Origin of the sequence: Croceitalea dokdonensis DOKDO 023, assembly GCF_001306415.1 — a bacterium.
GTDB lineage: Bacteria > Bacteroidota > Bacteroidia > Flavobacteriales > Flavobacteriaceae > Croceitalea > Croceitalea dokdonensis.
The window spans coordinates 89,757-114,144 of record NZ_LDJX01000007.1 but is presented as its reverse complement, the minus strand read 5'-3'; the positions used below and the strand labels follow the sequence as shown (position 1 = coordinate 114,144).

The following is a 24,388-nucleotide window of genomic DNA, read 5'->3' as shown; positions in this document are numbered from 1 at the left end:
ACCATAAACGAAAATTTTAAAAGCAAGGCTTACCTAAACCAAAAAAATATGTTTAATAAAGTACTTCTAAGCATTGTCATTGCAATCATCGGTATGGGTAGTGCCTACGCTCAACCTTTTGTTACTGTTTGGAACACCGAAAATGTAGAAGCGGGTTCATCTGCAGATAATCAAATTACGATTCCTACGAACCCAGCTTTTACAACTTATAACTATGATGTTGATTGGGGCGACGGTACAACTGATAATGGGGTCAATGGCAATATTACGCATACCTATGCTACTCCCGGCATTTATACGGTTAGTATTAGCGGCAACTTTCCTGCAATTTATTTTAATGGTACCAATGCAAGCGATAGGCTAAAGATTATAGAAATCTTACAATGGGGTGATATCGAATGGCGTACTATGGAGCGCGCCTTTCTGGCCTGTGTAAACCTGAATTTTGGTTTAATAGACTCCCCAAACTTATCTCAAGTTACTAGCTTAAAATCAATGTTTCAAAGATGTAACATGCTAAATGCACCTTTGAACTTATGGAATACATCGACAGTTACGGATATGTCTTTGATGTTCATGAGAACGATCAGATTTAATCAACCGCTAAATGATTGGGATGTTTCCGCGGTGACTGATATGTCTGAAATGTTTCATGGTTCGGCGAATTTCAATCAAGATATTAATGATTGGGATGTTTCGTCTCTGGTCAACATGTTCAGAATGTTTAGTGTTACCAATGCATACAATCAACCCATGAATAATTGGGACGTTTCAGCTGTTACCGATATGAGCTTTATGTTCGCTGGTGCAACAATCTTTAACCAACCTATAAATGCATGGAACGTGTCTTCAGTAAACAACATGTCAAGAATGTTCGGTGGTGCTCAAGCTTTTGATCAACCCCTTAATGACTGGAACGTTACTTCAGTGACGAATATGTCTGGAATGTTCTTTGACGCAATCAGTTTTAACCAACCACTAATTAATTGGGATGTTTCGTCTGTTGTTGATATGTCAAGTATGTTCAGGTTTGCAGAAAATTTTAATGGCGCTTTAAATACTTGGGATGTTTCTTCTGTTTCTGATATGTCTTTTATGTTTTCTGATGCGGATAGTTTTGATCAACCATTGAATACTTGGAATGTCGCAGCTGTAACCAATATGGCAGAAATGTTCAATGGTGCCAGAAATTTTAATCAAGTATTGAATGCTTGGGATGTTTCCTCTGTTACCGATATGACTTTTATGTTCGCAAACACTAGAAATTTCAACCAACAATTGAATAGTTGGGATGTTTCTTCTGTAACTGATATCTCCAGTATGTTCAGCAGGGCTGAAAACTTTAATCAACCATTAAATGACTGGGATGTGTCCTCTGTTACCAATATATCTTCTTTGTTTTCTCGAGCCTCTAATTTTAATCAGCCGCTTAACTCGTGGAAAGTTTCTTCAGTAATCAATATGTCAAGCGCTTTCTCACAGGCTACAAGTTTCAATCAACCCTTGAATAATTGGGATGTTTCTGCTGTTATGGATATCTCCGGTATGTTCAGCAGGGCTGAAAACTTTGACCAACCATTAAATGACTGGGATGTTTCTTCTGTAACTAATATTTCGTTCTTGTTTTTCGGTGCGAATAATTTTAATCAGTCCCTTGATTCATGGAACGTTTCTTCGGTGGTCAATATGTCGGGTGCTTTTTCACAGGCAACAAGTTTCAATCAACCTTTGAATAACTGGGATGTTACCTTAGTGAATGACATGACATTTATGCTTTCGAATACGGCAATTACCATTGAAAATTACGATACAACTTTAATTGGTTGGTCAGCACAAAACCTAAGTTCAAATGTTGAACTAGGAGCCTTTGGCCTATCTTATTGCTTATCAACAGTACAGCGGCAATCTATGGTAGATAATTTTGGGTGGGTCATAACTGGTGATACACTCGCATGCCCCCAAACATTATGCACAACCCTGATAAACCCGTTGGATGGTGATACCGATGTTGTAACGAATACAACCTTATCATGGGAAGCAGCACAATTTGCCGCGGGCTACCGAATTACGATAACGACCACGAGCGGTACGAACGAGGTGACCGACCTCGACCTCGGCGATAACACCCTGTACAGTCCGGGTGAAGACTTTACCATCGGCGATGTGGTAACGGTAACGATAGTGCCCTACAACGCTTTGGGCGATGCAGTGGGCTGCACTACGGAATCGTTCACCATAGAAGGTACCGTTCCCGAATGTACCGAGTTGACGGCACCCATTGATGGGGCCGTTGATGTTGTGGCCAATACCGATATCGTCTGGAATCGTCTCGACGGCGCCGATGGCTACCGTATCACGATAACGACCACGAGCGGTACGAACGAGGTGATCGACCTCGACCTCGGTGACAACATCGTGTACAGTCCGGGTGAAGACTTTACCATCGGCGATGTGGTAACGGTAACGATAGTGCCCTACAATGCTTTGGGCGATGCAGTGGGCTGCCCTACGGAATCGTTCACTATAGAGGGTGCCGTTCCCAAATGTACCGAGTTGACGGGACCCATTGATGGGGCCGTTGATGTTGTGGCCAATACCGATATCGTCTGGAATCGTATCGACGGTTCGGATGGCTACCGCATCACGATAACGACTACGAGCGGCACGAATGACGTGACCGACCTCGACCTTGGAGACAACATCGTGTACAGTCCGGGTGAAGATTTTACCATTGGCGATGTGGTCATGGTAACGATAGTGCCCTACAATGCTTTGGGCGATGCAGTGGGCTGCCCTACGGAATCGTTCACTATAGAGGGTGCCGTTCCCGAATGCACCAGCTTGATTTCACCATTAAACTTTGCTATTGATATACCGGTTAATACCAATCTTTCATGGGATGTTTCGGAAGGTGCTCAGGGTTACTTTCTCAAAGTGGGTACTTCATCTGATGGTAGTGATCTATTCGAAGGAGATGTGGGTAATGCCACGTTTTTTGGATTTAACGAAGATCTTCCACCAAATACTGAGATTTTTGTCTTTATCCAACCCTATAATAGTGCGGGCGTTGCTTTCTCATGTGAGGAGGAACAATTTATAACCGAATTGCCTTTAGATCAACTTTCACTTTGTACCACTATTTTGACTCCCGAAGCGGGAGCCATTGATATACCTGTTGATACTAGTATAAGTTGGAGTACCGTAACCGATGTATCCGGTTATTTGCTACACCTTGGAACCACGGAAGGAGGTAGCGAGATTCTGAGTATAGATGTAGGACCCAACACCTCATTTAATCTTCAAGAAGACCTTCCTTTTGGACAGGAAATTTTTGTTATGATTGTTCCCTATACAAATTCATCATCATCGGAAGCATGCGAATCACAGTCTTTTATAACCGTTGCTGAAAATGAGCAAATTGAATCCCTCTTTGGTTTCTCACCTGACAACGACGGAAATAATGATGTTTGGATTATAAATGGTATTGAGGAATACCCTGATAACACCGTGATGATTTTTAACCGTTGGGGCGATAAGGTCTTCACAATAAGTGGTTACGATAATAATTCTAATGTTTTTCGTGGAGAAGCGAATAGATTGTTGGGAATGGGTGCCGGTCAACTGCCCGAAGGAACTTACTTTTTTATGATAAACATCCCTACGGAACATCGTCTAAAAACAACCCAAGGCTACTTGGTATTAAAAAGATAAATCCATGAAAAAGAAATACATTTCATATCTGATTTTGGAATTGTGTTTTTGTGGGATGGTGATTGCCCAGCAGACGCCTTCTTTTACAGAATATAATTACAATCCGTTTATGATCAATTCAGCCTTTGCAGGTATTTTCAAAAATTCAGAGACAACGTTGAGTAATATTGGTTTTGGAAATCAAGATTTTGAAGGTTCACCCCGGAGCTTTGCCTTTACATTCAACAGCCCAATGAGGAATGAAAAAATGGGAATGGGTTTCGGGATTGTGAGTGATGAAATCGGGGTGACTTCTTCAACACAAATATTTGGAGCATATTCCTATAAAATAATTCTTAATGATAATGCTTACCCATATTGGAAAGTCTTTGATCGTTCCTTTATTTCATTTGGTTTAAATGCGGGTGCGCTACTTTATAGCCAAGACCTCTTAAGTCTGGGGCTTCAGGATGATCCCAATTTTATGGAGAATGTGAATGCGACTTTACCGGCGGTTGGAGCAGGTGTTCTTTTTGGTTATCGTAATTTTTTTGCTGGGATAAGTGCACCTAATTTACTCGGCGACACTTTTGCTAATCAAGACAACTTGGTTTTATCACAACCTTTTTATGGTTATACTGGCTATCATTTTGTCTTAGATCGATATGACCCAAAATTCATATTAAAACCAAGTTTACTTTTTAAATATGAAAATGGCGCACCTTTTCAAATAGATACTAATTTAGCATTAAGTTTTAAGAATATCATAGAGCTTGGAGCTGGATTTAGAACAAGTGATACAATCAATGCATTCTTAGGTTGTTATGTCTTTAAAAATTTCAGGTTAATTTACAGTTACTCGCAAGGCAGTGGTGACTCACCATTAAGAAATACCCATGGTATTATCCTAAGTTATAGAGCAGGTAAGGGGTATTCAATTGATTGAAAATTAGATTTTATTTTAATTATCCTGTCCCAAATCCTTACACATAACTTAGTGCAGGATCCTGTTTCGATGGCATCGTGAATCAGGAAGATGAACGAAATATGTCGCGAAATAGGGCACTCCTATCTTATGTCAAATCATATCAAATTTTAAGATTTATGATAAAAAATTTCAATGATTACTGGGCTTCCCGAGGTTTTTATGATAAAAATTGAATTTAAGTCTGGAATGGTATCTTTTAATCAGTTGATTAAAAGACGATTAAAAACATAACATGGCGTCAGCCTGTTATCCTCTTGCTCTTCCAGACCTATTGCGAAGCAATAAAACAAAATAGCACAAAGGCTATTGTTGAAAAAGTAGGTTGTTGCGCACTTTGGATTTTCTTCTTTACGCTTTTCTACCGGAACGCTAAAGAAACTCCTTAGGAACCATTCGCAAAAGTTAAGGGTAAGATTTGGGGATTTTTATCTATTTGAAAGTCTGTTTCGGAGCAATTGCATATCATGGCTTACTTTATGGTCGAGTACCCTTGCATAAATTTGTGTAGTTGCGAGTTTGGTATGCCCCAATAATTTTGAAACGGTTTCGATAGGAACTCCGTTGGACAAGGTAACTGTTGTAGCAAAAGTATGTCGAGCCATATGAAATGTCAGGTTTTTTCTTATTCCCACAGCATCAGCAATTTCTTTCAGGTATAAATTCAACTTTTCATTGGTAATCACCGGCAGCAATGATTCTGAAACAATTGTGATAGGATGGTCGTGATACTTCTTAATAATATTTTCCGCATTTTCAAGAAGTGGAATCTTGATTGGAGTTTTCGTCTTTTGTCTTTGTGAGATTATCCATTTGCTCCCATCAATTTCTATTGAAATATTATTTGCCGTCAACTTTATGATATCCGCATAACTTATACCCGTGTAACAGCTAAAAACGAATAAATCGCGGACACGGTCCAATCGTTCAATGGGAAATTTATAAGTTTCCAAATTGGAGAGTTCATGGTCAGAAAGAAATTCGCATTGCCTTTGCTCGAAACTAGGTTTCCAGCGAATGAAAGGATCTTTATCCAGCCATTCCATATGATAGGCAAGGGTAACGATTTTCCGAAGTCTTTGAAGATGTTTCATAACGGTGTTATGGCTCATAGCTTTGTGATGGCCTTTTGGGTAGTATTGTATCAGAAAAATTTCAAAGTCTGTAATGAACTTATAGTTCAGTTGTTTTAGAAAAATATCCGTTGTTTTCAGTTTTTGATTCAAAAATCGGTTGATATATTTTTCTGTTATTCCAAAGTTTCGAATCGTTCCAACTGCAAGTGTTTGTTCAATTTTTTTGTTGTGATAGGCTAAAATCTCTGAAAGTGTTTTTGAGTTATCGTCTTCTCCGTAGTAAAGCGATTTAATTAATTGAGCAGTTATCAGTTCATCTTTGAATCTTAAATCATGATAAATCTGTATCAGTCTTGCTTGTACGCTGTCGATTTGATGATTTACTTGTTTTGCGAAAGAAGATCTACCGATGACTCTTTTGCTTATTACATCCCAAAGTTCAATAGGGATCTTCCTCTTCAGGCTTAAGTTCACTCGTTTAGAATTCACTGTAATACGAGCAAACAAGTCTGCTTTTCCATAGGATGCTCTTGAAGCGTTTATCCAAAATAGGATTGTGAATGTGTGTGAAGATTTCATAGTTGTCATCTTTACGGTTAAACATTAAGATGAAAGTCAAATCAACTACGGTTTGCGTTTTTGGCCAATCGTCAACAGTGTTGACGATTAAAAAATCTGTTGACCGATTTGTTGACGTTTGGAATCATATCAATCCAAATCGTATTATCGTCCAAAAACAACAAAACCTTGCAAATCATAAGATTTACAAGGTTTTAGTACTCTTTCGAGTTTTGTTTAGTGACCTCGACAGGATTACCTACGGTTTTCCTGACAAAGCTCCGCTTTGAAAATAGTTCAAACAAAAAAACGCTCAAGCGAGCTTGGCGTTTTTTCTTATCGAACTACTTATCCGTGACCTCGACAGGATTACCTACGGTTTTCCTGACAAAGCTCCGCTTTGAAAATAGTTCAAACAAAAAAACGCTCAAGCGGGCTTGGCGTTTTTTCTTATTGAACTACTTATCCGTGACCTCGACAGGATTCAAACCTGTAACCTTCTGAGCCGTAATCAGATGCGCTATTCAGTTGCGCCACGAGGCCATTTTCATGGGGTGCAAATATATTTCTTTTTACATTTACAGCAAAACCTCTAATCCCATTTCAATGCATTTCAATGAATTTGTCCGTGATATCGTAGATTTTCCAAAACCAGGCATCACCTTCAAAGATATTACGCCTTTGCTGCAAGACCCTAAAGCCCTACAGCAGGCGGCAGAGGCGCTGTATGTTTTGGTCAATGAACGGCCTATAGACAAAGTGGTTGGGGTAGATAGTCGTGGGTTTATTTTTGCACCGATACTGGCAATGAAATTAAATGCGGGCTTTGTCCCGGTTCGTAAGGCGGGCAAACTCCCCTTCCGTACAGTTGCTGAACCCTATCAGTTAGAGTACGGGCAAGATATTCTGGAAATACATACGGATGCCATTTTAAAAGGGGAAAAAGTTTTGGTTCATGATGATGTGCTGGCCACAGGTGGCACCTGTAAAGCTGTCTGTAAACTTGTGGAACAATTAGGGGGCGAGGTGGTACAATGTAATTTTTTGGTGAACCTCACTTTCCTTAAAGGCGCTGCCCAATTGCCCAACTATACCATCACTTCCTTATTGTCTTATTGACCCAAGGCCCGGGTGGTCACAAAATAACGCCATCCGATAAGTGCCAATTGAAACTTTGAGGCTTTGGCTAAATCCAGCCTTTTCCGTGTAAATGAGGGAAGCACCAACTTGTTGATTTTCGCCAAGACTTTGAAGACATGCTGCATGGTGGATTTTTTGGCAAAATACAAAAATTAAAGCTGGGTCATAGACCCAGCTTTAAGGGTATTATTTTTCTTTGTTTTCTGTCATTTTTTTTAGCCAATTCTTAGCCAATCAAAGACTGTAAAAGGTTATCGTTGCCGATAACATTTCCAACACCTTCCTTGTAAATTGCCAGCAATTTTACACTTTTTAAGTCACCGGCAACCCCCACAGCGGTTTTATATTCCCATTCCGCCCTTTCTTAATAGGATAAGCTCTGCAATTACAAATTTGGCATTTTTGATTGGCCTCCACATCTGCTGCTCCTTTTTTACTCCGGGCATTAAACTGCTGCACCTTAAACTGCCTCTTTTCCTTGATAAAACTAAATTCCACCACTTTTGCCTCGGTTTCCGTGGCTATGGTCTTTTGTATTTGTTCTTTTTCCAAACGAGCGCGCTTAGTAGCATTTCTGCCTCCTTATCCGGAAACACGTATGTTATCGGAAGTTCAAACGGAATCGGTATCAGACGTCCTTACATTTTGGTAGGGATGCCCTGCTGGAAAATGGCCTTTTGACCTCCCCAAGGATATTGCAGCACATAGGCGGTACATGGCTTTGCGAAAAAAACATGCCGGGAAGAATACTTGAGATGATGCCCACGGCAATAATCTGACTTCTTTTTCTTGTATTGACTCTTAGATATGGTTGGCACGCTTAAAGAGTGTTTCTATCACCAGGGCGGTTATTCCGGTAATAATAGTCCGTAGTCCTAAACGTGTTATCATAGTAGTATGGTTTTAAAGTGATGACATAAGGACTGTTAGGACACTTAAAAGAAGCGTGACCATAAACTTTGCTAAAGCAATCATATTACGTTGAATTTAAAGGTTGATACATATGGTTTTCCACCTGGTTCTTTTTCAATATAAAATGATAACCATCCGGTTTACAAATATTTGGGTAGATATATACACAATTGAATACAGTATTGTAATCAAATAAACAGATTTGCCTTTAATTTTGATGTGACTTTCTTAATAAAAGTAACAATATGAAGTAGTTAATAGTTTTTAACACAAAAAAATGATAGAAATGAAGAGGTATTTTAAGACAGTTTTTAAAATCCAAGGTAGGTTTTGTTTTTTAAAATTTGATTTGATGGACTTTCGTTTTTTTTGCAAAAAAAATCCGGCCGCAATTGCGGCCGGAAATTCCAAGTCCAAAGACTTATTTTTGACTAATCCTCTTCTTTGGTACTAATTTCTACTACTCCATTTTCACCCTTGATTCCATATTTTTTTACGGCCTTCTTTCCCTTAAGGACATAGACACTCTTTATGGAATTGGGTGATAGGTTTTTCATCTGCTTTTTGGTCGCCTCTACACCATCTATGATATAAAGCGGTTCCTTGCCGTAGTCTTTTTGGAGAATGACGATAGAACCCTCATCATCCTCATCACTTTCATCATCGTCGTCATCGTCAATAACCAGATGTACGATGGTTTCATCCCCACTTTCTTCCATTTTCAAAACATCGGTTCTGGTAAGGATGTATTTTTTTGTTGCGTTAACGGTATCGTTTTCCAATAATCTAAGTGCTCTGGAAGAACCTGTACTATCCGCAACTTTTACCTGGGTAACAATAGTATTGTTATCCTTATCACTAATTTTCACAACCTTTACAAAAGCCTGCTCCAATTCCCCTAAATTGGCAAGGGAATCTAAAGAAACCTCGTTGCCATCAATGAAGATGATATCCGTGTCACCATTCTTGGAAATGTCCAGCGTTTTATAAGATGCTCCCCGCTTGATACGAATATCATCATGTTCACCAATTTGGTCCAATCCGCTCCATACCGCATGGTTTAAGGTGCTTTTTTTCTGCCAGGCACCCACGGTAATCTGTGCCGGGCTATCAGGGTTAAATTGCACCATGACCACAAAAGGCTCAATACCGTCAGTTCTTCTTTGTTGGTAATTTCCGGTATCAGCTGCCCCATTGTCATAACTCACCTTGATGGCAGTAATTTCTCCCTTGGCATTTTGTTTGATGTTCTTAAACTTTACACTAACGCCGCGTTTGGCAAGAAAATCACTATTATCCTTCAGGGTCTCTACTGAGGATGTTTTGTCAATCTCCAAAGTGACTTTGGTAATTTGGGTGTCCGCTGCAATGGGGGGTTGGGCGATCACAGCAGGTTTTTTGCCAAAACTGTTTGGTACAGTGCTCCCGTCATCCGTTTGGGCCATGGGAACTGCCACCAAGCCTTTTGTGCTTTCTTGCTCTATGGCAAGTTTTGGGAATTGGTCTAGTTGCTGGCGTTTGATGGGCTGCTTGGCAACAAGCAGTTCTTTGGTATTAAAACTGAATAGAAAAAGGGTGAGAAGGGGCAAAATGGTCAATACCTTTACAAACTTTACCCGTTTTGATTGATTTTGATTTAACATGACGATTCGTTTTTTGATTAATGAATTAAAAAATGGGGTGACGATGCCTATTTTTTGATGCCCAATAAGTTGCTTTAACATCAAGTATTGGTATTCTTTTTTGTCTTCATCTTTTGTACAGGTCTTGGCATCCGCGAGGTATTCCAAGTTTTGTGCAACCATGGTTTTGTACCACCAAACGGCAGGATTGAACCATAGTAGCATACACCCTATCTCCGTGATCAAGGTGTCCAAGGAATGCCATCCTTTGGCGTGCGCTTTTTCATGGTTGATAATGGTTTGCAGTTCCTTGGCGGTAAACTGGAACGGATAGTAAAAAATATGCTTAAAAAATGAAAATGGGGAAATATTGGAATGGGTCCGCACGTGGTAAAATGTCCCCTCTTTAAAGACAGTGCCTCCTTTTTTTATTTGGTAAATGGCAATTAGCTGCAAAACAAGCCTAATGCCCAAAAAAATAACCCCAACCAAATACACCACAAATAATACCGGTAACCAAGGAAATGGTTCTTCTGCGGCAACCTCTGCCATGGGCAGTAAGACAGTTCCCTGGTCCAGACTAAAGGCAGTGGCCTCCACATATACGGTCTTGGTGATGTTTACAAAGGGCATAAAAACGGCCGTAATAATCCCTAGTCCCAAAAATATACGGTTGCTTTTAAAAAAAGTCTCTTGCCTTAAGAACAGGGTGTAAGTACCAAGGAACAGCAATAAAATTCCGGAAGATTTTGAGAGGTGGATAAAGAATACGTCCATTACTTTTTCTTTTCTATGAGTTCAATTATTTCCTTTAATTCTTCAACGGATATCTTCTCTTCCTTGGCAAAGAAGGAGACCAAACTCTTATAGGAATTATCATAATAGTCCGTTATGGTGGCATTAATAAACAATTTGCGGTATGCCTCTTTGCTAATAATGGGATAATACCGATGCGTGTTTCCAAAAGCTTCATAGGATACGTACCCTTTTTCCTCTAAATGCCGGATGATAGTGGACAGGGTGTTGTAATGTGGTTTTTTGCCTTCCATCTCCGCCAACACTTCCTTGACAAAAGCTTTTTCCAGCTTCCATAGGATTTTCATTACCTCCTCTTCCTTGTTCGTTAATTTCTGCATGATTGCCATTTTGAGAACAAACATAATATTATTTTTATAGTTAAACAACTAAAAAAATAGTTTATTAACGTAAAATATAGTTTTTAAAGGTCGGGGCAATTGGGATTTAAGAGTTATTCTTGCGCTATATTTGTGCAAAAACAAGGGACTGTGCAAGATATTATTTTTATTGTTTTGGGCTTGGGATTGTTGATTTTAGGGGGGAATTGGCTTTTAAAGGCTGCCGTGGCACTATCCTTAAAATTGGATATTCCCAAAATTGTGATCGGTATGACGGTGGTATCCTTTGCGACCTCCGCACCAGAATTGATCGTGAGCATAAAGGCCGCCTTGGACGGATTTCCAGATTTGGCCCTGGGTAACGTGGTGGGCTCCAATATTGCAAATTTGGGGTTGGTGTTGGCCGTAACCGTCCTCTTGGGGAGTATTGATGTGAGAAAAAGCTTTTACACCACGGACTGGCCCGTTATGATGGCGGCATCTCTTTTGTTTGTTGGGTTTGTGTATTTTGATGGGCAATTGCAACAGTACGAAGGTATCATTATGGTAGTGCTCTTGTTCGCATTCTTGGTGTATCTGTTACGATTCCAAAAAACTGCCGTAGTGGATGACATGCCAGATGATGATGTTCCCCTGCCCTTGTACAAGACGGTGCTTTTCCTAGGTTTGGGCGGTTTGGGCCTATGGGGTGGATCGGAGCTGCTCATAGACGGAGCGGTTGGTTTGGCATCGGCCTTTGGCGTTAGCGATAGGGTCATTGGGGTTACCGTAGTTTCCATTGGCACCAGTATCCCGGAATTGGCTGCCTCCATCATTGCCATCATTAAAAAGGAAAAGGCCATTTCATTGGGCAACCTCATTGGTTCAAACATCTTTAATCTATTGGCCGTCCTCGGAATTACCGCGATCATTACCCCAATCAACGTTGTGGACCAAGGTTTACTGACCAATGATATTTGGTGGATGCTTGGCATCTCCGTATTAATCTTACCGCTGGTATTCATTCCCAAGGGACTTCGGTTGGGCTGGCGGGATGGCCTAGTATTACTAGGGACTTACCTAGCTTTTGTGTACTTTACAGTTAGCTAACGACTTAGATGATGGCCTATTTCTTGCGTACGGTATTAATGTTGCTATGGTTAGCCCTACCATTAACCCTAAGTGCTCAAGAAGACCTTGATTTTATACAAGGGATATTGCTGGATGCCAACACCAAAGAGGCTGTAGTTTTTGCTACCATACGGGTGCAGGGCTTGGCACTTGGCGTAATTTCAAACAATGATGGTAGCTTTCAGCTGCCCACGGAATTTCAGCAAAAGGGTGATACGTTGATCATATCCAGTATGGGCTATGAAACACTTAAAATTGACTTTGCAAGCTTAAAAAAGAATCTTGTCAAAGAATTATTGGTAAAACCATCGGTTTTTGAACTGTCAGAAACCATAGTGACCGCCAACAGAAAGCGTAGACCCAACAACAAGGTGGGCAAGGAACTTTCTGCCCTGGAAATTATAGACAAGGCCATTGCCAATATTCCCCTAAACTACCCCCAGAAACCTTTTGGGCTCATTGGGTACTACCGCGATTATCAATTTAAGGAAAACACATACAGCAACCTTAACGAGGCCTTGGTCAGCGTAAGGGATAGGGGCTTTGCGGTGGATGATTATAAGAGCATACAATTTGGTCTGTTTGATTACCGGACCAATAGGGATTTTAACATAGACTCCTTTGCCGACAAGCCCTATGATTACTCCAAAAAAGACAAGTATATCCCAGATGCCACGGTCGGGGAAGTTTATGCGCCAAATGAACTGGTCCTTCTTTTTATCCATGATGCCATTAGAAACCACAACATCAATTCTTATTCTTACGTCCACAAATTTGTGACGGATTTTGTTAAAGAGCATACCTTAACCAGGACTAAAAATACCTCCTATGGGGACAAAGGCGTGTACAGCATCGCTATTCGCAAAAAAGTAGCTCCTTTTCAAGTAATGGGTACCATTTATGTGGACAAAATCACTTTCGCCATAAGAAAGTTGGTGTATTCCGTGTACAAACAACCGCTTAAAGCAGGGCAAACGTTAGCTAATCGCAAAGCTAAAAAAGAGCTGATCTATGAAATCTTAGTGGAATATCAAGATTACAAAGACCAGATGTACCTTAATTATATTTCTTTCCATAACAACTTTAAATTGGTAAGGCCCCCGGAGTTTTACATCAAAGATGCGGAGTTGAACCGTTTGTCCAAACGACTGCTGGTCACCTTAAACAGGCCTGCGGCAAATTGGTTGACCTTAAAGCCCAGTGATTTTAAAGTTTTTTATCAAAATACCAGGCTATGGGTAACGAAGGTAGAGCGAATAGGAACTGTAGGCGACACCTACGCCCTTAGTTTTATAAGGAAGGAACGGCCACCACGCAAATTGCTCAGGATTCTTGAATCTGAAATAAAGGACCCACAAAAAGCTTCATTTAAAGTTAGCGTCAACAAAATGATGGATGCCCAAGGTAATTTTTTGGAAGAAAGAAAATCTGAACTACTGGATCAGTTCCGCGAATTTTTTACCCAAAAAGTAATCCCTACACAACCCAGTGGGATTAACGCTAACTTACAGGTAAATAAGACCATTTCATTGGGCAGCAAAGACCAACCAAAACTGATAATGAATCTGGAAGATGATTTTTGGATGAACACCCCCTTAAAAAGCCTACCACAGGAATAACAAGGACGGATTACCGTTTTTTGATGGTACTGTTGTTTGGCTTTATTTTGCTTATATTGGTGTTGTGCTTCATTATAACCAACCAATGACCAATGATAAAATTCTTTAGAAAAATTAGACAAAACCTACTTTCAGAAGGTAAAACTGGAAAGTATTTTAAATATGCGATTGGGGAAATTATACTTGTTGTTATTGGAATTTTAATTGCATTACAAGTAAACGATTGGAACCAAAACCAAAAGAATAGAGAGTTATCAAAACTATATGTTGAAAATTTTATTAAATCGGTAGAATCTGATATTGTTTTTTTGAGTGATAGAATCAAAATAAATGAAAAACAAATTCAAAATATTGCGTCAATTATAAATACTCTTTCAACTCAAAAAAATCTGTCAGAAAGTGAATTAACATCATTTTTTGAACAAAATTATTCCCTTGGTTTTGAATCCTACTTTATTCCAGAGTTAAGTACTTTTAGACAATTTGAGTCCAATAATGCAGGCGTTTTAATCGAAAACAAGAAGTTGGCAGATAAGCTATATGAATATTATTTATTAAACGAAAGAAATGAAAAAAATGGGGAGATAAGCACACAACTATATCAACATAACTATGTGACTAAAAATCTAATAAAACACTTGACAACAGGAGATTTTTTAGAAACGAAGATAGGCTCTTCCTTAAACCGTCCGAAGTTAGATTTAGAAACTTTGCGCCAGGATTACGATTACATAGGTACCTTATTGATGAAAAACCAAATGACAGAAAGTCAAAATGAAAGATATCAAGGAATCAAAGAGAAAGCCGAAAACCTTTTGCAATTATTAGAATCTGAATAATAAAATAACGATAGCACAACAATGGCTATAAGTAATTGCTTGTTCTCGCCTACCTCTGAATCCCAAAGCTTCGGGACTCGCGGATTTCCAGTTTGGTGTGTACTTGTAAAGTTTAGTGCTAAACCACGCAACTACTCATACGAGCCGAGACCGTTAAGCAACCAAAAAAGATTTTCTTGGCAAATTCAATAACCTAACGCAACAAATCCAATTTTTAGATTTGTTGTATGAAGCCAAAAAAGCACAAACGATTATCACAAAAAGAACGTGTCTTAATCCAGACACTTTTGAAAGAGAACCAGAACAAATATTTTACGACAAAAAAGCTCTGGCTTGCAGACCAAACAAAAACCAAAAGTATGCTTTCCCGCCCTACTTGCCATATCCGTGAAAGTAACGTAAACCTTGTTATGAAAATTCCGTTTATTTTTCTGGTCCTTCTTTTCTTTGCAAGTCTTGGGGTTTGTGCACAGGAAGATTTTTTTAAGGGCATTGTACTGGATGCCAAGAGCAGAACCCCGGTAGCGTTTGCCACCATCCGTATTCAGGGTAAGGCTGTTGGGGTCATCTCCAATGAGGATGGAAGTTTTAGAATACCAACTTGGTTCAAAGCGTCTGGGGATAACATTGAAATTTCATCCATGGGGTATGAAAAACAGCAAACGGCACTATCAACCTTCAAACTTGGACAAACCAATGTGGTCTTATTGGCCCCTGCTCTTTTTGAATTGGAAGAGGCGGTGGTGACGGCAAAACTCAAAACATTATCCGCCGAGGAAATTGTCCAATACGCCATAAATAATTTGTATAACAATTACCCAGATGAGACCTATGCTTACTTGGGCTATTACCGGGATTATCAACGCAAGAATGATACCTATATAAATTTGAACGAGGCTATAATTTCCGTTCTTGACCATGGATTTAAGAGCATAGACACCGTCATGACCAATTTCCTTATCCATGAATACAAGGAAAACAAGCAATTTAAAATAGATTCCCTCGCTAGACAGCCCTATGACTATACAGATTTTACCAAAATAGTGCCAGGCGCGCTCTTACAGAGCAGGGGTGGTAATGAATTGATGTTGCTAAGGGTTCATGACCCCATTAGAAATAACAGGATCAAAACTTTTTCCTACGTGTATAATCTCAGGGAGGATTTTATAAAAAATCATACGTTCACTTTATCTGGTACCACATACTACGATAATAAAAAGGTATATAAGATAAAGTTCCGGGCAGATTTTGAACCCTATTTGGCAAATGGTATCATCTATATTGCTAAGGAGGACTTTGCCATCAGAAAATTCTTTTATGAAGTCAACGAAGTTTATGAAATAGAAACCGTTTTAGGGAAAAAAACGTCTTACACCAGCACACGTACCAAAAACATTGTAGAAGACAAAGGGGTGTTATTTCGGATTTTAATTGAATATAAGGAACTGGGAGACAAGCTATTCCTAAACTATATCTCTTTTAAAAACAAGTTTCGAGTGGCACGCCCGCCCTTGTTCAGCATAACGTCTTTAGAAGTGGATTCCAAAAATAAAAACCTACGGTTTACCCTAAATAAACCACTATCTGAAGTAAAAAACCTAAAACTCCGCAACATTGAGGTACGCTATGATGGGCAAGAGGTGCCGCTTAAGGGTCTTACCTTGGTAGGGCCAGACTCATTTACCGTTACACCGAATTCGAAGCAAAAAAAGGATATCCCACAACAAAAAAAGTTGTTTTCCACCTTTATAGACCCAAATAAGCAAAAACTTAAGGTGGTGGTCAAAAAAATAAAAGATAAAGAGGGGAATTTATTACAGGAGCCGCGCTTGGAAGAATTATATCAGTTTAGGGAATTTTTTGTGCAATCCCCAATGGAACCCAACAACTTTAAAGGGCACAACACCTATTTTATGCAAAAGGAACTTCCTTTGTTTTCTGCCAGTCAACCTGTTCTTCAGTTACCTGAGAGCAAAACCTATTGGATGAACACGCCCTTGCAAAGTATAGACGTTGCCCCTAATTTTTAAAAGGCCCTGTTATGGCCTAGAAAATATAGGAAGGAAGGGATAATTAGGTACACGTTTTAGCCTTATCAAAAAATAAGATAATAAAAAAACCACCCGTTGGTCGCTTAGTGCGACCAAGTAGGTGGTTTTTAAGTTTACAACAATTAATGCTATCCTAGATATCCGCAGACTTAACGGTTTCTATAATCCTTCCTGCAATTTTGTATGGATCCCCATTGGAAGCCGGCCTTCTATCTTCTAACCAACCTTTCCAACCACTTTCTACCGTAGCGATAGGGATACGGATAGAGGCTCCCCTATCAGAAATACCAAAGCTAAAATCTGTGATTGCAGCCGTTTCATGAAGTCCTGTTAAACGCTGGTCGTTAAATTCACCATACACGGCAATATGTTCCTTAACCACAGGTCTAAAGGCTTCACAGATTTTTTCATATGTGGCTTGGTCACCGCAAGTTCTTAAGGTGGTATTAGAGAAATTGGCGTGCATACCAGAACCGTTCCAGTCCATATCCTTCCCTAACGGCTTAGGATGGTACTCAATGTAGTACCCATATTGTTCGGTTAAACGGTCCAATAAGTACCGTGCTATCCAAATTTCATCACCTGCTTTTTTTGCTCCTTTGGCGAACAACTGAAATTCCCACTGCCCAGAGGCAACCTCTTGGTTAATGCCCTCAAAGTTTAAACCTGCCTCAATACAGAGGTCCGCGTGTTCCTCCACCAAATCCCTTCCGTGGGTGTTTTTACCACCAACAGAGCAGTAGTACATCCCTTGGGGTGCAGGATAGCCACCGATAGGGAAACCTAGGGGCAATTGGGTAGCGGTATCCATGATAAAGTATTCTTGCTCAAAGCCAAACCAAAAATCGTTATCATCATCATCAATGGTAGCCCTCCCGTTAGAAACGTGCGGCGTACCATCCGCATTTAATACTTCTGTCATCACCAACCAACCGTTTTTCCTTGCTGGATCGGGATAAATGGCAACTGGTTTAAGCAAGCAGTCAGAAGAGCCACCTTCTGCTTGGCGTGTGGAACTCCCGTCAAAAGACCACATGGGGCAGTCTTCCAATTTTCCACTAAAATCATTGACGACCTTAGTTTTGCTTCGCATGTTTTGTGTTGGAAAATAGCCATCTAGCCAGATGTACTCTAATTTTGATTTGCTCATAATCGCGGTAATTTTTTACATTTTACTAATTTCCAAAAATAATTTTTTTTATGAATATCCTATATTTTACGGGGTCTAATTAGTCAAAAGTTATTAAAAATTGGACAACCCCTATTTTAAAAGGGGTTTCTTAGGGAAAAATGATTTTATTTAGGGTACTATTACGAAATTGTTAATTTTGCGGGTCACACGAATACACGGATATCATGATGAGATTTGAGGCACTCAGTGCGCTAAAAGTTCAAAAGCCCTTAGTGGTCAAAGAGTTGGAAAAGCGTTCCGAACTCTACGCTAGGAATGTTTTTAACGATGCTAAAATGCTTCAGTTTTTAACTGAGGAATCTTACAATAAGGTACAGGCCGCTATTTTTTCCGGGGGTAAGATAGACCGTAAAATAGCGGATCAAGTGGCCGAAGGGATGAAGGCCTGGGCCATTTCCATGGGAGCAACGCATTATACCCATTGGTTTCAACCGCTTACGGGCGCAACTGCAGAAAAACACGATGCCTTTTTTGATGTTATGGACAACGGGCAAGGTCTGGAACGTTTTGGCGGTAGCCAATTGGTGCAGCAAGAACCTGATGCCTCTAGTTTTCCCAGTGGTGGTATCCGCAACACCTTTGAAGCCCGTGGATATACCGCTTGGGACCCTACCTCACCTGCCTTTGTCTACAAAACCACACTTTGTATTCCCACCATATTTGTGTCCTACACCGGCGAGGCATTGGACAATAAAGCTCCTTTATTGCGGGCCCTACACGCCGTTGACCATGCTGCAACGGCCGTGGCACAATACTTTGACAAGAATGTGCGTAAAGTCAATGCTACCCTAGGTTGGGAGCAGGAGTACTTTTTAGTGGATAAGGCACTGGCCCAATCACGCCCGGATATTTTAATGACGGGCAGGACCTTGGTAGGTAACGCCGCTGCAAAGCAACAACAACTGGACGACCATTACTTTGGTGTTATTCCCAACAAAGTCCTTGCCTTTATGAGCGCTTTGGAAAGACAATGTATGCTTTTGGGAATCCCCGTTAAGACCAGGCATAATGAGGTGGCGCCCAATCAGTTTGAACTGGCCCCTGTTTTTGAAGAGGCCAATCTATCCGTAGACCACAATTTATTATTGATGGATGTGATGAAGGAAATTGCAGATGACCATGGCTTTAAGGTGCTCTTCCATGAGAAGCCGTTTGCGGGAATAAATGGGTCTGGAAAACATAATAATTGGTCCTTGGCCACAGATACTGGCGTTAATTTATTGAGTCCCGGCTCCACGCCCATGAAAAACCTTCAATTTTTGACGTTTTTCATCAATACCATAAAGGCCGTAGATACCTACGAGGAGTTATTGCGCTCCTCCATTGCCTCTGCCAGCAATGACCATAGACTGGGCGGCCACGAAGCCCCACCTGCTATTTTTTCCATCTTTGTGGGCACACAGCTAGGGGAGGTCCTGGATGAGTTGGAGGGCGTTTCCAAAGGAAAACTGTCCCCGCAGGAGAAAACGGAACTCAAGCTCAACGTGGTAGGTAAAATACCGGAAATATTGTTGGACAATACGGACAGGAACAGAACATCTCCCTTTGCCTTTACGGGAAATAAGTTTGAAATGCGCGGCGTAGGGGCCAAGACAAGCTGTTCCAAGCCCATGACCGTGCTCAACACCATTGTGGCGCAGCAGCTCATGGATTTTAAGAAAGAGGTGGATGTGCTCATCGATAAAAAAGGACTTAAAAAAGACGAAGCGGTTTTTAATGTGTTGCGGGAATACATTAAAACCTCCAAGCGTATCCGTTTTGATGGGGATGGGTACAGCAAGAAATGGCAGGATGAGGCTCGTAAACGTAAATTGAGCCACAACAAGAACACGCCCGATGCCTTAAAAATACTGACTTCCATAGAAAGCATCTCATTATTTGGCGCTACTGGGGTGATGAATGAAAAAGAGCTCATCGCACATCAAGAGGTAGAGTTGCACAACTATATTTCCCACCTACAGATTGAGGGAAGCATTCTAAGGGAACTGGCCTATAACCATATTATACCGGCAGCCCTTAGGCACCAAAACCTGCTGTTGGAAAACATCGCCGGCCTAAAGGAGGTCTACGGTGCGGCACATAAAAAGCTGACAGAGCCGCAATTAAATGTTTTAGAGCTGATTTCTGAACATATGGTAGGCCTAAAAAAAACCACGGATAGAATGTTGGAAGCAAAACAAAAGGTAGATGCCAAAGCGGATATCATGCAAAAAGCAGAAGCGTACTGCGAAGTAATTTTACCATTTTTTGACACCATAAGAACGCATGCTGATGCCTTGGAGGAACTGATTGCGGATGACATCTGGCCCCTGGCCAAGTATCGAGAGCTATTGTTTATAAAATAGATTTGGGTTTCACTGTGGCAACTAGGCGTATGGTACTGGGGATTAGTATGTATTAAAAAGCTAGAATGATGCTGAACAAGCCCATCACGGATTTAATTAATGTTCTCCAAGAAGTACATGATTTGTTGAATAAGTGCGATAAAATTCCTTGGGATGCATCAAATCCCAAAAAAGCAAGTGCATCCATACAAAATGCAATTGCACAATTAACCTCCAAGCAGAAGGTGGATAAAAACCATTTGAAGCTATTATTCGCTCCCACTGGATGCCTGCAGGAATGTTCCATGGCAAATCATTGGGAAACAGAATATTTGAACCTTTCAAAAAAGTTTGATAAACTTATGGATGCGATTTCCTGATGCTTTTTGTTGCCATGATTAACCTCCCCTATTCAGAACAGTCTCAAGAACAGATTGATGCAAAGAGAATCCTTGGGCGTTGGACACAGGGAATGCCGATGATGATGTTGAATTTAAAGTTGAATAGAAACCAAAGCATCACAATCAGCGCATAGATTCATACAAACCCAACATCAGCATTAATACACCAACCCCACGATATCAAAGCGGATGTTGCACTAAGATTTTTCCACAGGAATTCCGCCTTAGCCCATTTAGCCTGTAAAACAACATCCTTTACCTAAAACCCTAAATACCCTTTTCCTTTACCAAAGCGCACAGACCTACGGCTAAGCATTCTCATGTCCTCTATAGTTGTTCAACTGGGATACGCCAAAAAAATCACCCTACATCGTATTCCCAAAACTAGAAGTCCTGAAGCCATAAAGCGTCAAGCGCTAATGAGCACGCCCCGCCAAACCTATCACAAAATGATGGGCAGGTAATGACTCTTTACCCATAACCCAAATAAATTATGCCGTAAGTTGGGTCAGATTCCATTATTTTTATCAAAAACTGGAATATGGGTTTGGGATTAAAGGATATTGTTGCTGCGAAACAACGGATAGACCCCTACATTAACAACACACCAATTCTTAGTTCGTCCGTTTTAAATACATGGCTTGGCCATGAGATTTTCTTTAAGTGCGAAAACTTTCAAAAGATTGGGGCCTTTAAGGCCAGGGGCGGTGTAAATACGTTGGCCTGGATACTGGAAAATGGGGAAAGACCCAAGCATATTGTGGCCAACAGTTCTGGCAACCATGCGCAGGCGGTGGCATATGCGGCTCAGCGCTTTGGCATTCCAGCCACCATATTCATGGCCGCATATTCCTCCAAAGTAAAGGTACAGGCTACACAAGCTTATGGGGCCAAGGTGGTGCTGAGCCAAACCAGGGACATAACCGACGCTAAAGTGGCCCAAGCGGCTAAGAAAGATGGCACTTTCTGGATTCCACCGTTTAACCATGACCAGGTCATTTGCGGACAGGGAACGACAGCCCTTGAAGCCTTTTCTGAGCTCCAAAACATAGATGCCGTTTTTACCCCCTGTGGAGGTGGCGGACTTACCTCTGGCACCTTGGTGGCGACCCGAGGCCTATCTCCCAATACCAAAGTTTTTGGGGTAGAGCCCTTAAATGCCAACGATGCAGCGGAATCCCTGCGCAAAGGAAGTATCCAACGCTTAAAATCGGTCCCGGATACCTTGGCCGATGGTGCCATGACCATGGCAGTAGGCAATATCACCTTTGAATATTTAAAACAATTGGATGGTTTTTATGAAATTGAGGAGGAATACTTGGTGTATTGGACACAATGGCTCACCCATGTATTAAAATGCCGGATAGAGCCTACCTGTGCCATGCCCATGGAAGCCATCAGGCGTTGGTTGCGAACACAGAAGACCAAAAAAAGGGTGCTTTTGATCATCTCAGGCGGTAATATGGACCAAGCCACCTCCAAGAAAATTTGGGAATATGATTGCTTGGCAAAGCAACCTACCCTGTCGGATAGTGAATAGGAAGTTTAGGTTATGTGCCGGCATTTATCAGGACTTGGGTCGTAATCCCTGCATCAAAGCTCCCGAATTTTCATATTGCGAAACCATACCTCAAAATACCAATTTTGGAGTGCTATCTGCCCTTTGGTATGCGTACCAAAGTGGGGGTGGTTGGCAAAATTGGAGGTAGACACCCTAGTTTTCCATCGGTCCGAATTAAAATCTTCCGTAGCCGTCAACACACCGTTTAAATAAAACTGCACCGTCCCGTTTTTTTGCTTGATGGTTGAGTTGTTCCATTGACCCGTTGAATGTACCTCCACCCTATTTTCCTGTGGCAGGAAACCGTAAAGGCATCCAGGACGTTTGGTAGCTATGTCATAATCCATATGGTCACTATCCAAAAGCTGGTATTCCGGGCCTGAGTGATAGGTCTGTAAAATTTCTGGACGCTCTTGTACATTAATGAAGATACCACTGTTCCCGCGGCTGGCTATTTTCCATTCAAAGCTAAGCTCATAATCCTCAAAGGCCTCATCTGTTACCAAATCACCGGCAAGCTTGTTTTCATCTTTGGGGTTACAATACAAAAGACCATCCCTTACCTCCCATGCAGATTGTTTGGTAGCATCCCTTTTGTTGTATAAATGCCATCCATTCAAGGATTTTCCATCAAACAATAAGCGCCAGCCGGCCTCTTTTTCATATTCCAATAACTGATTATGTACTTTATTCTTTAGTACGGCCTGTTTTGTGTTCCAAATATCAGGGCTTTTCTCCTTTTTTGGTGCGCAACCAAAATAACATAAAACAAAGAGGATAATAAAAAAATTGGACTTCATCTTCGCAGGCTTGGATATACTTAGGAAAACTTTAGCGCTTTCTTTTTTCAAATGTACGTGCATTCTAAAAACATTGCCAATGGTAAGCAGGAAAATCATGGAGGCTATTGGCGGATGGGGGCCGTTTTGCCTATTTTTACGCAAACTTCAGAATCATGTCGCAACGCAGTAGCGAACGTTATGCCCAAAGAGGGGTTTCTGCATCCAAAGAGGATGTGCACAATGCCATCAAAAACATAGATAAAGGACTCTTTCCAAAAGCGTTCTGTAAAATAGTCCCGGATTACCTTACTGGAAGTGAAGACCACTGCTTGGTCATGCATGCAGATGGGGCCGGTACCAAGTCTTCCTTGGCCTACATGTATTGGAGGGAAACTGGCGACCTATCCGTTTGGAAAGGGATTGCGCAAGACGCCTTGATCATGAACATTGATGACCTCATCTGTGTGGGTGCCGTAAATAACATTATGCTCTCCTCTACCATTGGCCGCAATAAAAATCTGATTCCTGGAGAAGTGATTTCCGCCATCATCAATGGTACGGAAGAACTGATTTCTGATTTAAACGAGCATGGCATCACCATTCACGCCACTGGAGGGGAGACCGCTGACGTGGGTGATTTGGTGCGCACCATTATCGTAGACTCCACCGTAACCGCGCGCATTAAGCGCTGTGACGTCATTGATAACGCCAATATTAGAACGGGAGATGTTATTGTAGGGCTCGCATCCTTTGGGCAGGCATCCTACGAAAAAGAATACAACGGCGGCATGGGCAGTAATGGCCTTACCTCCGCTAGACATGACGTTTTTTCCAAGGACTTGGCAAAAAAGTACCCAGAAAGTTATGATGCTGCCGTACCAGAAGACCTGGTGTATTCCGGAGGGGTACAACTTACGGACACGGTTAAAGGCTCACCCTTAAAGGCCGGTAAATTGGTACTGTCCCCCACAAGGACCTATGCCCCCATCGTTAAAAAAATTTTAGAAAAATACGACAGTAACGCCATACACGGGATGGTACATTGTAGCGGCGGGGCACAGACTAAAATACTACATTTTTTGGATGAGTTCCATATTATAAAAGACAACCTTTTTAACGTACCACCACTGTTTCAATTGATACAGGAACAATCCGGCACGGATTGGAAAGAGATGTATAAAGTTTTTAACTGTGGGCATCGTTTGGAATTTTATGTGGATGGGAAAGTAGCTGAGGACATCATTGGGATTGCCAAAAGCTTTAATGTTGAGGCTAAAATAATCGGAAAGGTAGCGCCATCAGCAGAAAAAAGATTGACCATTAAAAGCGAATATGGAACCTTTGAATATCATTGATACGAAAATGGAATCTTTTACCGTTCTTAAATAAA

Annotated in this window: 18 protein-coding genes and 1 tRNA gene; 11 read left to right on the top strand and 8 right to left on the bottom strand. The window is 41.0% G+C overall.

Annotated features, from left to right (window positions below):
• The first annotated feature begins 48 nt into the window (after positions 1–48).
• Both I595_RS14590 and I595_RS14585 read left to right on the top strand, forming a co-directional pair.
• Positions 49–3,711 carry a BspA family leucine-rich repeat surface protein gene (locus tag I595_RS14590; protein ID WP_054560180.1) on the top strand — a complete coding sequence of 1,221 codons (3,663 nt, stop codon included), beginning with the start codon at positions 49–51 and terminating at the stop codon, positions 3,709–3,711.
• 4 nt (positions 3,712–3,715) lie between these two features.
• Positions 3,716–4,636, top strand: coding sequence for a PorP/SprF family type IX secretion system membrane protein (locus tag I595_RS14585; RefSeq protein WP_083467622.1), 921 nt, complete (start codon positions 3,716–3,718; stop codon positions 4,634–4,636).
• Positions 4,637–5,103: 467 nt separating this feature from the next.
• Here the strand turns inward: I595_RS14585 and I595_RS14580 are convergent, their stop codons facing one another.
• Both I595_RS14580 and I595_RS14570 read right to left on the bottom strand, forming a co-directional pair.
• On the bottom strand, positions 5,104–6,330 hold the full coding sequence (locus I595_RS14580) for a site-specific integrase (RefSeq protein WP_054560278.1): 1,227 nt from the start codon (positions 6,328–6,330) through the stop codon (positions 5,104–5,106).
• Positions 6,331–6,778: 448 nt separating this feature from the next.
• Positions 6,779–6,852, bottom strand: a tRNA-Arg gene (locus I595_RS14570).
• 63 nt (positions 6,853–6,915) lie between these two features.
• Between I595_RS14570 and I595_RS14565 the strand changes: the two genes are divergently transcribed.
• Positions 6,916–7,428, top strand: coding sequence for an adenine phosphoribosyltransferase (locus tag I595_RS14565; protein WP_054560277.1), 513 nt, complete (start codon positions 6,916–6,918; stop codon positions 7,426–7,428).
• Here I595_RS14565 and I595_RS14560 read toward each other — a convergent pair.
• The 4 genes from I595_RS14560 to I595_RS14545 form a co-directional block, all read right to left on the bottom strand.
• A complete protein-coding gene (locus tag I595_RS14560; RefSeq protein WP_054560276.1) occupies positions 7,422–7,574 on the bottom strand; it encodes a hypothetical protein in 153 nt (50 codons plus the stop codon). The genes I595_RS14565 and I595_RS14560 overlap by 7 nt on opposite strands.
• A 187-nt stretch (positions 7,575–7,761) precedes the next feature.
• A complete protein-coding gene (locus I595_RS17445) occupies positions 7,762–8,001 on the bottom strand; it encodes a hypothetical protein (protein WP_054560177.1) in 240 nt (79 codons plus the stop codon).
• Positions 8,002–8,792: 791 nt separating this feature from the next.
• Positions 8,793–10,760: a M56 family metallopeptidase gene (locus tag I595_RS14550; protein ID WP_054560176.1), complete on the bottom strand. Its 1,968-nt coding sequence runs from the start codon at positions 10,758–10,760 to the stop codon at positions 8,793–8,795.
• Positions 10,760–11,119, bottom strand: a complete 360-nt coding sequence (locus tag I595_RS14545) for a BlaI/MecI/CopY family transcriptional regulator (protein WP_054560275.1) — start codon at positions 11,117–11,119, stop codon at positions 10,760–10,762. The genes I595_RS14550 and I595_RS14545 overlap by 1 nt, the downstream gene beginning before the upstream one ends.
• A gap of 150 nt (positions 11,120–11,269) precedes the next feature.
• Between I595_RS14545 and I595_RS14540 the strand changes: the two genes are divergently transcribed.
• From I595_RS14540 to I595_RS14525, 4 genes are all read left to right on the top strand, one after another.
• Positions 11,270–12,208, top strand: coding sequence for a calcium/sodium antiporter (locus tag I595_RS14540; RefSeq protein WP_054560274.1), 939 nt, complete (start codon positions 11,270–11,272; stop codon positions 12,206–12,208).
• Between the two features lie 11 nt (positions 12,209–12,219).
• On the top strand, positions 12,220–13,848 hold the full coding sequence (locus tag I595_RS14535) for a carboxypeptidase-like regulatory domain-containing protein (protein ID WP_172675954.1): 1,629 nt from the start codon (positions 12,220–12,222) through the stop codon (positions 13,846–13,848).
• 92 nt (positions 13,849–13,940) lie between these two features.
• On the top strand, positions 13,941–14,687 hold the full coding sequence (locus I595_RS14530; RefSeq protein WP_054560174.1) for a DUF6090 family protein: 747 nt from the start codon (positions 13,941–13,943) through the stop codon (positions 14,685–14,687).
• Between the two features lie 227 nt (positions 14,688–14,914).
• Entirely contained in the window at positions 14,915–16,717 is a 1,803-nt protein-coding gene (locus tag I595_RS14525; protein ID WP_054560173.1) for a carboxypeptidase-like regulatory domain-containing protein, read from the top strand.
• 154 nt (positions 16,718–16,871) lie between these two features.
• On the opposite strand, the gene I595_RS14520 is transcribed toward I595_RS14525, so the two are convergent.
• Entirely contained in the window at positions 16,872–17,888 is a 1,017-nt protein-coding gene (locus tag I595_RS14520; RefSeq protein ID WP_054560172.1) for a glutamine synthetase beta-grasp domain-containing protein, read from the bottom strand.
• Positions 17,889–18,097: 209 nt separating this feature from the next.
• On the opposite strand from I595_RS14520, the gene I595_RS14515 reads away from it, so the two are divergent.
• The 3 genes from I595_RS14515 (at position 18,098) to I595_RS14505 (ending at position 22,195) form a co-directional block, all read left to right on the top strand.
• Entirely contained in the window at positions 18,098–20,275 is a 2,178-nt protein-coding gene (locus I595_RS14515) for a glutamine synthetase III family protein (protein ID WP_054560171.1), read from the top strand.
• Positions 20,276–20,340: 65 nt separating this feature from the next.
• Positions 20,341–20,634 carry a hypothetical protein gene (locus tag I595_RS14510; protein ID WP_054560170.1) on the top strand — a complete coding sequence of 98 codons (294 nt, stop codon included), beginning with the start codon at positions 20,341–20,343 and terminating at the stop codon, positions 20,632–20,634.
• A gap of 562 nt (positions 20,635–21,196) precedes the next feature.
• Positions 21,197–22,195, top strand: coding sequence for a serine/threonine dehydratase (locus I595_RS14505; protein ID WP_054560169.1), 999 nt, complete (start codon positions 21,197–21,199; stop codon positions 22,193–22,195).
• Between the two features lie 53 nt (positions 22,196–22,248).
• On the opposite strand, the gene I595_RS14500 is transcribed toward I595_RS14505, so the two are convergent.
• Entirely contained in the window at positions 22,249–23,016 is a 768-nt protein-coding gene (locus I595_RS14500; RefSeq protein ID WP_054560273.1) for a 3-keto-disaccharide hydrolase, read from the bottom strand.
• A gap of 155 nt (positions 23,017–23,171) precedes the next feature.
• On the opposite strand from I595_RS14500, the gene I595_RS14495 reads away from it, so the two are divergent.
• Positions 23,172–24,353: an AIR synthase related protein gene (locus I595_RS14495; RefSeq protein ID WP_054560168.1), complete on the top strand. Its 1,182-nt coding sequence runs from the start codon at positions 23,172–23,174 to the stop codon at positions 24,351–24,353.
• The last annotated feature ends 35 nt before the right edge of the window (positions 24,354–24,388 follow it).

Bases quoted from the DNA above. Each gene is read 5' to 3' on its own strand.
- I595_RS14590 (WP_054560180.1), top strand. From the start codon at position 49: ATGTTTAATAAAGTACTTCTAAGCATTGTCATTGCAATCATCGGTATG.
- I595_RS14585 (WP_083467622.1), top strand. From the start codon at position 3,716: ATGAAAAAGAAATACATTTCATATCTGATTTTGGAATTGTGTTTTTGT.
- I595_RS14580 (WP_054560278.1), bottom strand. From the start codon at position 6,330: ATGAAATCTTCACACACATTCACAATCCTATTTTGGATAAACGCTTCA.
- I595_RS14565 (WP_054560277.1), top strand. From the start codon at position 6,916: ATGCATTTCAATGAATTTGTCCGTGATATCGTAGATTTTCCAAAACCA.
- I595_RS14560 (WP_054560276.1), bottom strand. From the start codon at position 7,574: ATGCAGCATGTCTTCAAAGTCTTGGCGAAAATCAACAAGTTGGTGCTT.
- I595_RS14550 (WP_054560176.1), bottom strand. From the start codon at position 10,760: ATGGACGTATTCTTTATCCACCTCTCAAAATCTTCCGGAATTTTATTG.
- I595_RS14545 (WP_054560275.1), bottom strand. From the start codon at position 11,119: ATGCAGAAATTAACGAACAAGGAAGAGGAGGTAATGAAAATCCTATGG.
- I595_RS14535 (WP_172675954.1), top strand. From the start codon at position 12,220: ATGGCCTATTTCTTGCGTACGGTATTAATGTTGCTATGGTTAGCCCTA.
- I595_RS14530 (WP_054560174.1), top strand. From the start codon at position 13,941: ATGATAAAATTCTTTAGAAAAATTAGACAAAACCTACTTTCAGAAGGT.
- I595_RS14525 (WP_054560173.1), top strand. From the start codon at position 14,915: ATGAAGCCAAAAAAGCACAAACGATTATCACAAAAAGAACGTGTCTTA.
- I595_RS14520 (WP_054560172.1), bottom strand. From the start codon at position 17,888: ATGAGCAAATCAAAATTAGAGTACATCTGGCTAGATGGCTATTTTCCA.
- I595_RS14515 (WP_054560171.1), top strand. From the start codon at position 18,098: ATGAGATTTGAGGCACTCAGTGCGCTAAAAGTTCAAAAGCCCTTAGTG.
- I595_RS14510 (WP_054560170.1), top strand. From the start codon at position 20,341: ATGATGCTGAACAAGCCCATCACGGATTTAATTAATGTTCTCCAAGAA.
- I595_RS14505 (WP_054560169.1), top strand. From the start codon at position 21,197: ATGGGTTTGGGATTAAAGGATATTGTTGCTGCGAAACAACGGATAGAC.
- I595_RS14500 (WP_054560273.1), bottom strand. From the start codon at position 23,016: ATGAAGTCCAATTTTTTTATTATCCTCTTTGTTTTATGTTATTTTGGT.
- I595_RS14495 (WP_054560168.1), top strand. From the start codon at position 23,172: ATGTCGCAACGCAGTAGCGAACGTTATGCCCAAAGAGGGGTTTCTGCA.